Here is a 13,238-nt window from a genome sequence, read left to right on the forward strand (position 1 = left end):
CGCGCCTGCGGCTAGGCGAGCGGCCCGGTCACCGGCTCGACCGCGGTCACGACACCGCCGGCCCGCACGAACACGTCCGCCGCCTCCAGGTCGGGGGCGAGGAAGCGGTCGGGGCCGGGGCCCTGGACGCCGGCGGCGCGGACGGCGGCGATGACCGCCTGCGACGCCGGGGCCGGGGTCAGGCCCGCCCGGAGTTCGATGGCGCGGGTGGCGGCGTACAGCTCGATCGCCACGATGCGGGCCAGGTTGTTCACCGCGGTCCGCAGCTTGCGCGCGGCCGACCAGCCCATGGAGACGTGGTCCTCCTGCATGGCGGAGGAGGGGATGGAGTCGGCGGACGCCGGTACGGCGAGCCGCTTCATCTCGCTGACCAGCGCGGCCTGCGTGTACTGGGCGATCATCAGGCCCGAGTCGACGCCGGCGTCGTCCGCGAGGAAGGGCGGCAGCCCGTGCGAGCGGTTCTTGTCGAGCAGCCGGTCGGTGCGACGCTCGGCGATCGAGCCGAGGTCGGCCGCCGCGATGGCGAGGAAGTCGAGGACGTAGGCGACGGGGGCGCCGTGGAAGTTGCCGTTCGACTCGACGCGTCCGTCGGGGAGCACGACCGGGTTGTCGACGGTGGAGGCCAGTTCGCGCTCGGCGACCGTGCGGGCGTGGGCGAGGGTGTCGCGGCCGGCGCCCGCGACCTGCGGGGCGCAGCGCACCGAGTAGGCGTCCTGGACGCGCGGGGCGTCGTCCTGGTGGTGGCCGGTGAGCTCCGAACCCTTCAGCACGGCCAGCATATTGGCGGCGCTGGCACCCTGGCCGGGGTGCGGGCGGATGGCGTGCAGCTCGGGGGCGAGGACCTTGTCCGTACCGAGCAGGGCTTCGAGGGAGAGCGCGGCGGTGACGTCGGCCGACTTGTAGAGCGTCTCCAGGTCGGCGAGGGCCATGACCAGCATGCCGAGCATGCCGTCGGTGCCGTTGAGGAGGGCGAGGCCCTCCTTCTCGCGCAGTTCGACGGGGGCGATGCCGTGGGCGGCGAGGAGTTCGCCGGCCGGCCGGACGACACCGTCGGGGCCTTCGGCGTCGCCCTCACCCATCAGGGTCAGCGCACAGTGGGAGAGCGGGGCGAGGTCGCCGGAGCAGCCGAGCGAGCCGTACTCGTGGACGACCGGGGTGATGCCCGCGTTGAGGATGTCGGCCATGGTCTGCGCGACCTCGGGCCGTACGCCGGTGTGGCCGGAGCAGACGGTCTTGAGCCGCAGGAACATCAGCGCGCGGACGACCTCGCGCTCGACGTGCGGGCCCATGCCGGCGGCGTGCGAGCGGACGATGTTGCGCTGCAGCTGGGCGCGCAGTTCCGGGCTGATGTGCCGGGAGGCCAGGGCGCCGAAGCCGGTGGAGACGCCGTAGACGGGCTCCGGCTTGGCCGCCAGCGCGTCGACGATCTCGCGGGCCGCGGCGAGCGCCGCCACCGCTTCGCCGGAGAGTTCGATCCGGGCGCCGTCGCGGGCCACGGCGAGTACGTCGGACGCGGTCACCCCGGACGTCCCCACCACCACAGTGTGCATATCCATATTCAGGAGCGTACGCAGTGAATTCGATGATGTCACTAGTGGACGGCGGGTTGACCCCTTACTCCGGCGTACGTCACAACCGCCTCCCCGTGGACCATCAGGAGGGGGGCGGGTCGTGCCGTCCCCGGAACCTGCGGCGCTCGCCCGCCGGGGGCGCGGGGGTGTCCGCGAGGCGCACGACGGGATCGTCGGGGCCCTCGCGCCCGGCGACCACCGGCTTCGCCGCCCGGACGGCCTTCGCCCGGTACTGGGCCGCGTCCGCCAGCCGGAACAGCCGGCGCGCCGACCGTACGGGCCCGATCGGGTCCTCGGTCGAGGCGACCCCGCACGCCACCCCCTCCCCCAGCTCCAACTCGGCGGCGCGGCGGCAGAGTTCGTCGGCGATCCGGACCACCTCGTCCGCGGCGGGCCCGATCGCGAGGAGGCAGAACTCGTCGCCGCCGAGCCGCGCGGCGAGAGTGCCCGGCAGCATGGCCCCGCAGAGCGAGAGCACGGACCCGAACCGTTCGAGGAGCCGGTCCCCGACGGCGTGGCCCCGGGTGTCGTTCACGCGCTTGAGTCCGTTGAGGTCGCAGACGACGAGACTGACCACGGTCCCCTCGCTCCGGTGCAGCTCGACGGCCTCGTCGAGGCGCACGTCCACGGCGCGGCGGTTGGCGAGTCCGGTCAGGGCGTCGGTGTAGGCGAGCCGCCGGGCCTCCTCCAGCCGCTCGGTCTGCGCGATCCCGGCGGCGACGACGGAGGCGAGGACGGTCGCGAAGTCGGCGTCGGAGCGGGCGAAGACGGGGGCTCCGGCCCGCCGGGCCACGTAGAGCTCACCCCACGCCCGCCCGTGCAGCACGATCGGCGCGACGACACAGCAGCCGCGCCCTCGTCTGCGCAGTGCGGCGACCCGCTGGTGGCAGTACCCGGCGGGGCCGGCCGCCGGGCCGTCGGCGGTCTCCACCCAGGCGTTGGGCTCACCGCCGCCCGCCCACCGCTCGTGCAGGAACTCGGTGATCTCGGGAAACTGGTGCACGGGGTAGGCCTCCCCGTCGGGAAACTCCGCCTCGTCCGGCGCGCGGTCGCCGACGTTGACGAGGACGCGCAGCCGGCCGAGCTCCCGCTCCCAGACGGAGAGCGCGGCGAAGCTGCCGGTCAGCGCGTGACACGCGCCGAGCGCCGCGGCCCGCCACGACTCACGCGGCGTGTGCGCCGCGGCCATGCCCTGCGCCAGCGTCACCACGGCCCTCAGCCGCCTGTCCTCTCCCATCGCTCCAGGTTAGGGACATTTACTTATATTCGGGATATTTGCGGGGCGAACAGGGGGCCGGACTACTCCCCGGGCCAGTCCGGTGTGCGCTTCTCATTGAAGGCGGCGACGCCCTCCGCGCGGTCGCCGGAGAAGGCGACGGAGCGCCAGGCGGCGTCCTCCACCTCCAGGCCGGCCCGCAGGTCGAGCCCGTGCCCGAGGCGCAGGGCGCGCTTGGCGGCGCGCAGCCCGACCGGCGAGTTCGCCGCGATCCGGGCGGCCAGGGCGAGCGCCTCCGTACGGTCCTGCCCCGCCTCCACCAGCTCGTCCACCAGCCCCAACTCCCGCGCCTCGGAAGCCTCCAGGCGCCTGGCCGAGAAGATCAGCTCCGCGGCGCGGGCGGCACCGACCCGGCGCGGCAGCAGCTGCGTGCCGCCACCGCCGGGGATCACCCCGACGGACACCTCGGGCAGCCCCACGACCGCCGTGCGGTCGGCCACGATCAGGTCGCAGGACAGCGCCAGCTCGAACCCGCCGCCCAGCGCGAACCCGTGCACGGCGGCCACGGTCGGCATCGGCAGCTCCAGGACACCGGTGTAGGCGGCCCGCGCGACGGGCCGCTGCCGCACCAGCTGGGCGTCCGTGAAGGAGTTCCGCTCCTTCAGGTCGGCACCGACGCAGAAGGCGCGCTCATGGGTGGAAACCAGCACGACCACCCGGACGTCCAGGTCGGCGGCCAGCGCGTCGCAGGCCCCGGCGATCGACCGGGCCATCTCGGTGGACACCGCGTTCATGGCCTTGGGCCGGTCCAGGACGAGCTCGGCGACATGCCCGTGCCGCCGTACGGCGACGAACTCGCCGAACCTGCGCTCACCCTGCTCCCCGCCCTGGTCCGCGGGTCGCTCCGCCCCTTGCTCCGCCATGACACCCTCCCGGTTAACGCGGGTTAACAATCGACGCCCCGATCATCGCAGCCGACGCCGTCCGGCGAAACCCACCCCTTCGTCGCGCACCTCCTCGTTCGGGTGACATCGGGCCCAACTCCCGTACCCCTGAACCGTGCCCGTGCTTAACCTGCGCACCGCCACAGCGCATGCGGGGCATCGGCACACCGGGGAGGGACGGCCATGACAGACCGCGAGACGCCGCAGGCCGGCGACGCCCGCCCGGGCCCGGGGGCGGTACGCCGGACACCGCCCGGAGCGGCTCCGGCCGCACCGGTCCCGCCCGCGCCGGCCCGCGCCCGCTGGGTGCGGGCGACCTCCCTCGGGGTGGCGACGAACGCCCCCACATCGTTCGCCGCCGGCGCCATCGACCCCGTCGGGTCGGGCACGGTACGGGCGCCCGTGAGGACCACCGCGGCGGCACGGCCCGCGGCCGACACCCCGGCCGCCGGAGCTCCCGGCGGGCCGGACTCCCGCGCCGTCCGGGACAAGCCGGGCAGGGCGGCCAAGGTGTGGGCCACGCCGCCCATGACCGTGCCGCCACATCCCGCGCCCTCCGTTGCGGCCCGGGAAGCCGGGAGCGGCGGGATTCCGGCACCGAGGACAGCGGGAGCGGCCGGTGCGACGGGCACGGCCAACCCGACGGGCCGAGGTCCGGGAGGCCCGGCCGGTGTCACGGCGCCTCGGCCCGCCGACAAGGCCGGGGCCGGCACCGTACGGCCGCCGAAAGAGGTCGCGAAGCCCGGCGGGACGGTCGCTCCGGACGCCGTTCCGTCGACGGGAGGCCGCGCCCCGGGAGTCTCCAGGAACGTTTCCGCCCCCCACGGAGCCGAGCCGATCGAGCGCCCCGATGAGCGGGCCGGCGTTGCGGCGGCGCGCGGCCGACCCGTCGGGGAGCGGCCCGGAGCCGTCCCGGCGCCGAGGACCGTACCGATGCCCCAGGGCAGGCCGGACGGGCCTCCGCGGATCCCCGGTGCCATGGCCGCGGCCGGGACCGGAGACGCGGGTGCCGGTGTCGACCCGCTCCCGGGTTCCGGACGGGGACGGCACCGCAGGCCCCGACGACGGCGGGTGCTGTTCGCCACGGGGGGACTCGCGCTGGCGGCAGGGGTGCTGAGTCTCGCGCGCATGGCGCCGGAGTCGATGACCGGGATCGGCGGAGGCGGCGGGCCCGCGGACGCGGAGCCACGGGGCGGGACGGCCACCGCCGCGGACACGGACCCGGAGGACGACGCCGTCACCACCGTGGAGGCCGTACCGCCGCCCGCGCGTCCCGGTGTCGCCACGGCGACCGCCGTGATGGGCGGCGAGAGTCCGGCCCCCACCCCGGGGGTCAGTCTGATTCCCGGTCCGTCCCCGACAGCGTCGGGCGGCGCCGCCCCGGCGGGCCACGCCGACGGCCCGGACATCGGCGGCCCGGACACCGACGGGCCGGGCGCCACCGGCATCCCCACGGACACGTCCACGACCCGGCCCCCGCAGGCGCCGGACCCCGCTCCCACCGCGACGGCTCCGCGCCACAGCCCGACGCAGGCCCCGAGCACCCGGGCACCGGCGCCGACGCACCGGCCGGGCGTGTGCGTACCGATCGTCGGGATCTGCGTGGACGGACTGCTCTCACCCGGGCAGCAGGGGTGACCCCACGGGCCGGCCCCGGTCGGACCGGGGTGGGCTGCGGCGAGGAACGGCTACGCGTCGGTGTCCCGGCGGGCCAGCAGCCAGGGTTCGATGACACCGAGCCCACGGACCGGCCGCTGCCACATGGGCTGGAGCGCGAAGCGGTACGAGGGGGGTTCCTCGCCCTCCTTCTCCGCGGCGGCCGCAGCCTCCGCGGCCTCGGCCTCCGAGGCGGGGGCGTCACCGGTCCGGGTCAGCTCCTCCGCCAAGGCACCGTCGACGAGGACGGCGTCGCGCGGCGCTATCGACGTGAGACGGCTCGCCAGGTTCACGGTGGTGCCGAACACGTCGCCCATCCGGGTGGTGACCGTGCCGAAGGCGATGCCGACACGCAGCTCCGGCATCGTCTCGTCGTTCGCCATCGTCTCGATGAGCCGCAGCGCGATCTCGGCGGCCACACCGGCGTCGTCGGCGGAGTAGAGGACCTCGTCGCCGAGGGTCTTGATGAGCCGGCCGCCGTGGGCGGCGACCAGGTCCGCCGCGGTGGTCTCGAAGGCCTCGACGAGTTCGCCGAGCTCCTCCTCCTCCATGCGGCGCGTCAGCCGGGTGAACCCGACCAGGTCGGCGAAACCGACGGCGAGACGCCGGTCGACCATCTCCTCGTCGTCGGCGGCCTGCACGACGCGGCCGGTGGCGGCGGCGAGCTGGCGGCGCCAGACGTAGACGAGGAACTCCTCCAGCTCGGGCAGCAGCAGCTCGATCAGGGGGTACGTGACCTCGGTGCGGGTCATCCCCGGTTCCGGGGGCTCGGTCAGGCCCTCCAGGAAGGAATCGATCTGCCATTCGGCCAGACGGGCGGTGGTCTGGCCGGTGGAGCGGGCGACCTGGACGGCCATGGCCTCGCTCAGCAGGCCCGCCTCGACGAGACCGGCGAGCCGGCGCAGGGCAAGGACGTCCGCCTCCGTGAGCGCCTTGGCCTGGCCGATGTCGGCGAAGCCCATCGCCCGCCAGAACCGGGACGCCAGCTCCATGGAGACGCCCGCGCTACGGGCCGCCTGGAACGGGGTGTAGCGCCGCTCGGCGCCCAGGATGAGCCCCTCCAGGCGCAGTGCGAGGGGGTCCTCGTCGGAGTCCGGGTCGACGGGCGCGTCCACCCGGCCGTTCGCCTCGTGCCGCGCGTCCGACCTCAGCTCGGGCCGTCCGTCGGGCCTGGCCTGCGCGCGCGTGTCGGTCGGGTCGTCCTCGCGGACACCGCTCGGCTCGCCGCGGTGGCCGTCGCCAAGGGGGCCGGGATCCGCGTCCGTGGGGTCGTCCGGCCGGACCTCCTGCCCGGTCTCGCCGCTCGCGGCGGTCCGTGCGGAGCTCTCGTCCGTGACCGGCCCGGCGGTACGGCCCGGCTCGCCGTCGGGGGCAGGGTGAGCACCCGTGCCGGAGCCGGTGTCGTCGACGGTCACGCCTGCTGCCCTTCCGATCTGCCGAGGTCAGGTATCGACCGCGCTCAACTCTACGGCAGGTGTGCGCTGGCTCACTCCCGATGGCGCGACCTGCCTGGAGACGGTGTCCGCAGGGGCTGTGCGGCGGCTTTTCCCAGCCCGCCACGGGCCCCGCACACCCGCCGTACGGCACCGGTGACCACCCGTGTCCGCGGTCCCGGACCCGCCCGCCCGAACCGCTCCCTCCCCGGGACCGTCCCCGCGGCGCAAGCACGACAGCACCAGCCCTCGACACCCCACGTGACCCCGCCGACGCGCCGACCGCCCGTGGGCAGCCGGCCCGCGGACAGGCGGCCCCCGAGCCCGGCAGACGCGAGCACACCGCTCGCGGAAAGCTCGGGCCCAGACAGGTCGCCCGCGGGTCCGCCGTCCACGGCCACACCGCACGCGAGAAGGCCCGGCGTACGCAGGCAGAGTTCGGGCACAGCGCTCACGGAGGGACCGGGCGCGGACAGGCAGCCCGCGTGTCCGCCGTCCACGGCCACACCCCACGCGAGAAGGCCCGGCGTACGCAGGCAGAGTGCGAGCGCAGCGCTCATGGAGGGACCGGGCGCGGACGGGCAGGGTGCGAGCGCGCGGTGCCTGGGCGGCCCGGCGGCGGACTGGTCGCCCGTCGGCGAGCCGGGCGCCGGCAGGGCGCTCGTGGGTGCGGCCTCCGTGGACGGGTCCCCGTCCCGCGCCGCTCAGACGGCCCGCAGGTGGACCACGTCGCCCGCGCCCACCGGCTCCTGCACGCCGTCCTCCGTGGCGATCACGATGCGGCCGTCGCCGTCCACGGCCACCGCCTCGCCGACGATCGAGCGGCCGCCGGGCAGCTCGGCGCGGACCGCACGGCCGAGGGTCGCGCAGGCGGCCGTGTACGCCTCCTGGAGGCCCGAGGCGACGGGGTCACCGGACGCGTCGCGCCAGCGTCCGTACCACTCCTCGAGCGAGCGCAGCACCGCCCGCAGCACGGTATCCCGGTCGGTGGTCGTCGCGCCCGCCAGGGCCAGCGATCCGGCGCCCGGCACAGGCAACTCCTCGGCGCGGAGGGTGACGTTGATGCCGATGCCGACCACGACCGCGTCGGCGCCCGCGCGCTCGGCGAGGATGCCGCCGACCTTGCGCTCCTCACCGTCCACGGTGACCAGCAGGTCGTTGGGCCACTTCAGAGCGGTGTCGACACCGGCGGTGCGCGCGAGCGCGGCGGCGACGGCGACTCCGGTGAGCAGCGGCAGCCAGCCCCAGCGTTCGACGGGGACGCCGGTCGGCTTGAGCACCACGGAGAAGAAGAGTCCGGAGCGGGCGGGCGCCGTCCAGCGGCGGTCCAGCCGGCCGCGCCCGGCGTTCTGCTCCTCGGCGACGAGGACCGCGCCCTCGTCGGCGTTCTCCTTGGTGACGAGGCCGGCCAGGTCCGTGTTGGTCGACCCGGTGCGCTGCACGACCTCCACGTCGGCCCACAGGCCGTCTTCGCGGACCAGCGCCCGCCGCAGGGCGGCGCCGTTGAGCGGCGGTCGGCCCAGGTCGGACCAGCGGTTGTCGTGCGCGTCTGAAGCATCTTGCGGCGTCATGCAACCCAGCCTAGGTGTGGTAAACGCCGCACTGCTGAACGGTAGCCACAGCACTACGCTACGGATGAGTAGCAAGTCCCCCTTCTGAGCACCGCCCCTCACGTCCCCTTAGAGCAGGCAGGGAGCCGCATCCCGATGTCCGAGCCGGAAGAGCTGCACCACCCCGACATCCACACCACCGCGGGCAAACTCGCGGACCTGCAGCGCCGCATCCAGGAGGCGACGCACGCCGGCTCGGAGCGCGCCGTCGAAAAGCAGCACGCCAAGGGCAAACTGACGGCCCGTGAGCGCATCGACCTGCTGATGGACGAAGAATCCTTCGTCGAGTTCGACGAGTTCGCCCGGCATCGCTCCACCGACTTCGGTCTGGAGCAGAACCGTCCGTACGGCGACGGCGTCGTCACGGGCTACGGCACGGTCGACGGCCGCCCGGTCGCCGTGTTCTCGCAGGACTTCACCGTCTTCGGCGGTGCGCTCGGCGAGGTCTACGGGCAGAAGATCATGAAGGTGATGGACTTCGCCCTGAAGACCGGCTGTCCGGTCATCGGCATCAACGACTCGGGTGGCGCGCGGATCCAGGAAGGCGTCAGCGCGCTGGGCATGTACGGCGAGATCTTCCGCCGGAACACCCATGCGTCGGGCGTCATTCCACAGATCAGCCTGGTCGTCGGCCCCTGCGCCGGCGGGGCGGTGTACTCCCCCGCCATCACCGACTTCACGGTCATGGTCGACCAGACCTCGCACATGTTCATCACGGGTCCCGACGTGATCAAGACGGTGACGGGCGAGGACGTCGGCTTCGAGGAGCTGGGCGGCGCCCGCACCCACAACGCCGTGTCGGGCGTGGCCCACCACATGGCGGGTGACGAGAAGGACGCCATCGAGTACGTCAAGCAGCTGCTGTCGTACCTGCCGTCCAACAACCTCAGCGAGGCGCCGGCGTTCCCGGAGGAGGCGGACCTCACCCTCACGGACGAGGACCGCGAGCTGGACACGATCGTGCCGGACAGCGCGAACCAGCCGTACGACATGCACACGGTGATCGAACACGTCCTGGACGACGCCGAGTTCTTCGAGACGCAGCCGCTGTTCGCGCCGAACATCCTGACCGGCTTCGGCCGGGTCGAGGGCCGTCCGGTGGGCATCGTCGCGAACCAGCCGATGCAGTTCGCCGGCTGCCTGGACATCGACGCGAGCGAGAAGGCGGCGCGGTTCGTCCGCACGTGCGACGCGTTCAACGTGCCCGTCCTCACGTTCGTGGACGTGCCCGGCTTCCTCCCGGGTGTCGACCAGGAGCACACGGGCATCATCCGGCGCGGCGCCAAGCTGATCTACGCGTACGCGGAGGCGACCGTCCCGCTGATCACGGTCATCACCCGCAAGGCCTTCGGCGGCGCGTACGACGTCATGGGCTCCAAGCACCTGGGCGCCGACCTCAACCTGGCCTGGCCGACCGCGCAGATCGCCGTCATGGGCGCGCAGGGCGCGGTGAACATCCTGCACCGCCGCACGATCGCCGCCGTCAAGGACCCCGACGAGGCAGAGGGCACCCGTGCCCGGCTGATCCAGGAGTACGAGGACGCGCTGCTGAACCCGTACACGGCGGCCGAGCGCGGTTACATCGACGGCGTGATCATGCCGTCGCAGACCCGCGCGCACGTCGTCCGCGGTCTGCGTCAGCTGCGGACGAAGCGGGCATCCCTTCCTCCGAAGAAGCACGGCAACATCCCGCTCTAGACCGCCACAGGCCCCGACCCCTGGGAGCAGACATGACGATCAAGGTCGTACGGGGCAATCCGACCCCGGAGGAGCTGGCCGCCGCCCTGGCGGTGGTCCGGGTGCGCGCCGCGGCGGCGGCGGCCGAGCCGTCGGGCGCGCCCCGGCCGCGGGACTCCTGGTCCGACCCGGCCCGGGTCGCCGCGCACCGGCTCCCGCAGCCGGGCGCGACGGCCTGGGGGCGCACGTACTGGCCCGGCTAGGCCCTGCCGCTAGAGGACCCGCGCCACGGCCTCGGCCATCACCGCGTATCCGGCGTCGCCCGGGTGCAGGTGGTCGCCGATGTCGTACGCGGGGTGCGGCCGGTCCGGGTCCGCCGGATCGGCCAGGGCGCGATTCAGGTCGACGACCGCGTCCCACTCGCCGTGTGCCGGGTCGCGCATCCACGCGTTGACCTCGTGGGCGACCTTCGCCGCGTGCTCGCCCCAGTGGTCGGAGCCGCCGAAGGGCAGCAGGGTCGCGCCGATCACCCGGAGTCCGCCGGCGCGGGCCCGCTCGATCAACCCGCGGTACCCCGCGACGAGTTCGTCGGTCTCGACGACCGGGGCGGGCCGGTAGGTCGGCTGGTCGTCCGTCTCGCTGAAGCCGATGTCGTTGACGCCCTGGAGGACGACGAGGGTGTCCACGCCCGGGTGGCGGAGGACGTCCCGGCCGAGCCGGTGGATGCCCTTCTCGCCGTACCAGGCCGAGTCGTTGAGCAGCAGGTTGCCGCCGATCCCGGCGTTGAGGACGGGCCGGCCGATGCGTTCGGCGAGCCGGTCGGACCAGCGCCGGTTCCCGCCCGGCGTGGAGCCGAAGCCGTCCACGATGGAGTCCCCGAAGAGCGCGACCCCGTCCCCGCGTCCGCCCGCGTCGACCTCGACGGCGGACAGGAAGTACCAGGACTCGGTGGTCTCCGTGAAGCCGCGTCCGCCCACGTCGTGGAGACGGTCCCCGGCGCCTCGGTGACTGGTCGCGAAGGCCTGCGCGTGGAAGGTGGCGGGCCCGGTCACGGCGTCGAGGTGCAGGGTGACGGTCACCGACTCCAGCCGCTCCAGGCGCAGTTCGACGGGATCGCTGACGAGGTCGCCGCGTGCCGGGATCTCGGTGTCGGCGGCCCCCGCGAAGGTGAGCCGGCGCACCGAGTCCGGCTCGACGGCGGCCCCGCCCGCGGTCCGGGCGACGGTGGCGCCCGCTATGCGCAGGGGCGAGGCGCCGTACGCGTTGGAGAGCCGGACGCGCAGTCGGTGGCCGCCCGCGGTGAGCCGGACGGCCTGGCGCAGCGACTGGCGCCAGAAGCCCTCGCGCGACCAGTTCGGGGTGAAGCCTTCCGCGGGGAGCTGGGGTGACGCGGTCCAGGCGGTGGTGAACATGACGGTTCCCTCTCCCGAGACGACTAAAGGGGACTGGAGTCCCTTTAGCTACGCCCCCGACTGTAGCAGCGTCGCCGTCACTAAGGGAACTGGAGACCCGTTTGAGCCGGGCGGGTGGGGAGACGGATTCGAGCAAGGGGCGGGCGCAACTTGAGTACGCGTACTCAGGCGCCCGGCCGCGCGGACGTCGCACGATCGAGGACATGCTGTGGTCCGACCCGGAGAACGAGCCGCCCAAGGAGCTCCGCGACATGCAGACCATGTTGCGGCGCCTGGGCGTTCTCATGGCGCTGGCCATGGTGGTCGCGATGATCGTGCTGGGCGTGCGCTGAGCGCTCGGGAGCGGATGAACGGCGGCCGGCGCGCGGGCCGATCGGCGCCGATACCCTGAACGGCATGACCGATCAGCCGCGCCGCCGTCTCGTGCTCGCTTCGCAGTCCCCCGCCCGGCTCAACCTGCTGCGGCAGGCCGGACTCGCCCCCGAGGTGATCGTGAGCGGGGTCGACGAGGACGCCGTCACCGCGCCCACCCCCGCCGAACTCGCCCGCGCGCTGGCCGAGGCGAAGGCCTCCGTCGTGGCGGCCCGCCCGGAGGTCCAGGGCGCGCTGGTGATCGGCTGCGACTCTGTGCTCGACCTGGACGGCGAGGCGCTCGGCAAGCCCGCCGACGCCGAGGAGGCGACCGCCCGCTGGAAGGCGATGCGCGGCCGGGCGGGCACGCTCCAGACGGGGCACTGCGTCTGGGACACGGCGAGCAAGCGCTGGGTGTCGGCCACGGCGTCCACCGTCGTCCGCTTCGGCGAGCCGACGGACGCGGAAGTCGCCGCGTACGTCGCCTCGGGCGAACCCCTCCACGTGGCGGGCGCGTTCACGCTCGACGGCCGGTCGGCCCCGTTCATCGAGGGCATCGACGGCGACCACGGCAACGTGATCGGCATCTCGCTGCCGCTGGTGCGCAAGCTGCTCGCCGAACTGGGCGTGGGCATCACCGAGTTGTGGGCGCCCCAGGACAAGTAGGGCACCCGGCGTGCGGCGGGCGCCCGGTCAGGAGGCCGAGGGAGCGGGGGGCGGGGTGACCGCGGGTCCCCCGTCGGCACGCTTCCCCAGGTCGACGGCGCCTCCCTGATCGACGCCCTGTCCGGCACCGCTCCCGTGGCCGAGGCCCTCGTCGCCGCCTGGGCCGCCCGGCGGCACGGCGTCGACCGGGCCCGTCCCCCGGCGGTCGTACGCCAGCAGGGTGAACACGATCAGCCCGAGCCCGATCATCATGAAGGCGAAGGCGCCCCAGCCGACCAGACCCACCGTGAAGGCGCCCAGCAGGGCGTGCACCACCGCGGCGCTGATCAGCAGGACACGCCCGACGAGACCGGGTGCGCGGTCGCGCACACCGACCAGCAGCGCGGACACGGCGCACGCGGCGAAGTACAGGCCGAAGACCAGGCCTCCGATCTTCGACGACACCGCCATCGTGTCGGAGTCGAGCCCCGCCAGGGACATGTCCTGACGGTCCACGACCACGCCGAGGAACCAGTTGAGGAGCGCGATGCCGATCGCCTCCGCGAAGAGCACGAGCGCCGTCACCCATGCCACCGGTCTGCGCACCACCGGTCCCACCCACTTCCGCGTGCTGTTACCCCAAGTACGTTCGAGACATCCCGAACGCTACTAACGGGTAAACCCCGGGACAAGGGTTCTGCCGAGGGCAAAGAATCGTTGGGC

Annotated in this window: 12 protein-coding genes; 5 read left to right on the forward strand and 7 right to left on the reverse strand. The window is 74.0% G+C overall.

Features of this window, described 5'->3' with window-relative positions:
• Positions 1-11 precede the first annotated feature (11 nt).
• From hutH to ABZT74_RS23565, 3 genes are all read right to left on the reverse strand, one after another.
• On the reverse strand, positions 12-1,550 hold the full coding sequence (gene hutH / locus ABZT74_RS23555) for a histidine ammonia-lyase (protein ID WP_356437859.1): 1,539 nt from the start codon (positions 1,548-1,550) through the stop codon (positions 12-14).
• Positions 1,551-1,653: 103 nt separating this feature from the next.
• On the reverse strand, positions 1,654-2,808 hold the full coding sequence (locus ABZT74_RS23560; RefSeq protein WP_355865517.1) for a sensor domain-containing diguanylate cyclase: 1,155 nt from the start codon (positions 2,806-2,808) through the stop codon (positions 1,654-1,656).
• Between the two features lie 62 nt (positions 2,809-2,870).
• Positions 2,871-3,710 (reverse strand): enoyl-CoA hydratase-related protein, encoded by an 840-nt coding sequence (locus ABZT74_RS23565; RefSeq protein ID WP_356170905.1) that lies wholly within the window; start codon positions 3,708-3,710, stop codon positions 2,871-2,873.
• A 954-nt stretch (positions 3,711-4,664) separates the two neighbouring features.
• Between ABZT74_RS23565 and ABZT74_RS23570 the strand changes: the two genes are divergently transcribed.
• Positions 4,665-5,369 carry a hypothetical protein gene (locus tag ABZT74_RS23570; protein ID WP_356437818.1) on the forward strand — a complete coding sequence of 235 codons (705 nt, stop codon included), beginning with the start codon at positions 4,665-4,667 and terminating at the stop codon, positions 5,367-5,369.
• A gap of 50 nt (positions 5,370-5,419) precedes the next feature.
• On the opposite strand, the gene ABZT74_RS23575 is transcribed toward ABZT74_RS23570, so the two are convergent.
• Together ABZT74_RS23575 and ABZT74_RS23580 are read right to left on the reverse strand one after the other, a co-directional pair.
• The gene (locus ABZT74_RS23575; RefSeq protein WP_356170911.1) at positions 5,420-6,802 is read right to left on the reverse strand and encodes an adenylate/guanylate cyclase domain-containing protein; all 1,383 of its coding nucleotides are present in this window, start codon (positions 6,800-6,802) and stop codon (positions 5,420-5,422) included.
• 722 nt (positions 6,803-7,524) lie between these two features.
• A complete protein-coding gene (locus tag ABZT74_RS23580; protein ID WP_356170915.1) occupies positions 7,525-8,391 on the reverse strand; it encodes a biotin--[acetyl-CoA-carboxylase] ligase in 867 nt (288 codons plus the stop codon).
• A 135-nt stretch (positions 8,392-8,526) separates the two neighbouring features.
• Here ABZT74_RS23580 and ABZT74_RS23585 point away from each other — a divergent pair, with 135 nt between their 5' ends.
• Positions 8,527-10,128 carry an acyl-CoA carboxylase subunit beta gene (locus ABZT74_RS23585; RefSeq protein WP_355865532.1) on the forward strand — a complete coding sequence of 534 codons (1,602 nt, stop codon included), beginning with the start codon at positions 8,527-8,529 and terminating at the stop codon, positions 10,126-10,128.
• A 32-nt stretch (positions 10,129-10,160) separates the two neighbouring features.
• The gene (locus tag ABZT74_RS23590) at positions 10,161-10,370 is read left to right on the forward strand and encodes an acyl-CoA carboxylase epsilon subunit (RefSeq protein WP_355865535.1); all 210 of its coding nucleotides are present in this window, start codon (positions 10,161-10,163) and stop codon (positions 10,368-10,370) included.
• A gap of 9 nt (positions 10,371-10,379) precedes the next feature.
• Here ABZT74_RS23590 and ABZT74_RS23595 read toward each other — a convergent pair whose 3' ends face one another.
• A complete protein-coding gene (locus ABZT74_RS23595) occupies positions 10,380-11,519 on the reverse strand; it encodes an SGNH/GDSL hydrolase family protein (RefSeq protein ID WP_356437821.1) in 1,140 nt (379 codons plus the stop codon).
• Between the two features lie 203 nt (positions 11,520-11,722).
• On the opposite strand from ABZT74_RS23595, the gene ABZT74_RS23600 reads away from it, so the two are divergent.
• A complete protein-coding gene (locus tag ABZT74_RS23600; RefSeq protein ID WP_266616068.1) occupies positions 11,723-11,851 on the forward strand; it encodes a hypothetical protein in 129 nt (42 codons plus the stop codon).
• Positions 11,852-11,915: 64 nt separating this feature from the next.
• Positions 11,916-12,536 (forward strand): nucleoside triphosphate pyrophosphatase, encoded by a 621-nt coding sequence (locus ABZT74_RS23605; protein ID WP_355865541.1) that lies wholly within the window; start codon positions 11,916-11,918, stop codon positions 12,534-12,536.
• Between the two features lie 27 nt (positions 12,537-12,563).
• Here ABZT74_RS23605 and ABZT74_RS23610 read toward each other — a convergent pair whose 3' ends face one another.
• A complete protein-coding gene (locus ABZT74_RS23610; RefSeq protein WP_356437824.1) occupies positions 12,564-13,124 on the reverse strand; it encodes a hypothetical protein in 561 nt (186 codons plus the stop codon).
• Positions 13,125-13,238: the final 114 nt, after the last annotated feature.

The organism is Streptomyces sp. NPDC005302, assembly GCF_040607345.1.
Classification (GTDB): Bacteria; Actinomycetota; Actinomycetes; order Streptomycetales; family Streptomycetaceae; genus Streptomyces.

Bases quoted from the DNA above. Each gene is read 5' to 3' on its own strand.
- ABZT74_RS23590 (WP_355865535.1), top strand. From the start codon at position 10,161: ATGACGATCAAGGTCGTACGGGGCAATCCGACCCCGGAGGAGCTGGCC.
- ABZT74_RS23605 (WP_355865541.1), top strand. From the start codon at position 11,916: ATGACCGATCAGCCGCGCCGCCGTCTCGTGCTCGCTTCGCAGTCCCCC.
- ABZT74_RS23585 (WP_355865532.1), top strand. From the start codon at position 8,527: ATGTCCGAGCCGGAAGAGCTGCACCACCCCGACATCCACACCACCGCG.
- ABZT74_RS23600 (WP_266616068.1), top strand. From the start codon at position 11,723: ATGCTGTGGTCCGACCCGGAGAACGAGCCGCCCAAGGAGCTCCGCGAC.
- ABZT74_RS23560 (WP_355865517.1), bottom strand. From the start codon at position 2,808: ATGGGAGAGGACAGGCGGCTGAGGGCCGTGGTGACGCTGGCGCAGGGC.
- ABZT74_RS23595 (WP_356437821.1), bottom strand. From the start codon at position 11,519: ATGTTCACCACCGCCTGGACCGCGTCACCCCAGCTCCCCGCGGAAGGC.
- hutH (WP_356437859.1), bottom strand. From the start codon at position 1,550: ATGCACACTGTGGTGGTGGGGACGTCCGGGGTGACCGCGTCCGACGTA.
- ABZT74_RS23565 (WP_356170905.1), bottom strand. From the start codon at position 3,710: ATGGCGGAGCAAGGGGCGGAGCGACCCGCGGACCAGGGCGGGGAGCAG.
- ABZT74_RS23570 (WP_356437818.1), top strand. From the start codon at position 4,665: ATGCCCCAGGGCAGGCCGGACGGGCCTCCGCGGATCCCCGGTGCCATG.
- ABZT74_RS23580 (WP_356170915.1), bottom strand. From the start codon at position 8,391: ATGACGCCGCAAGATGCTTCAGACGCGCACGACAACCGCTGGTCCGAC.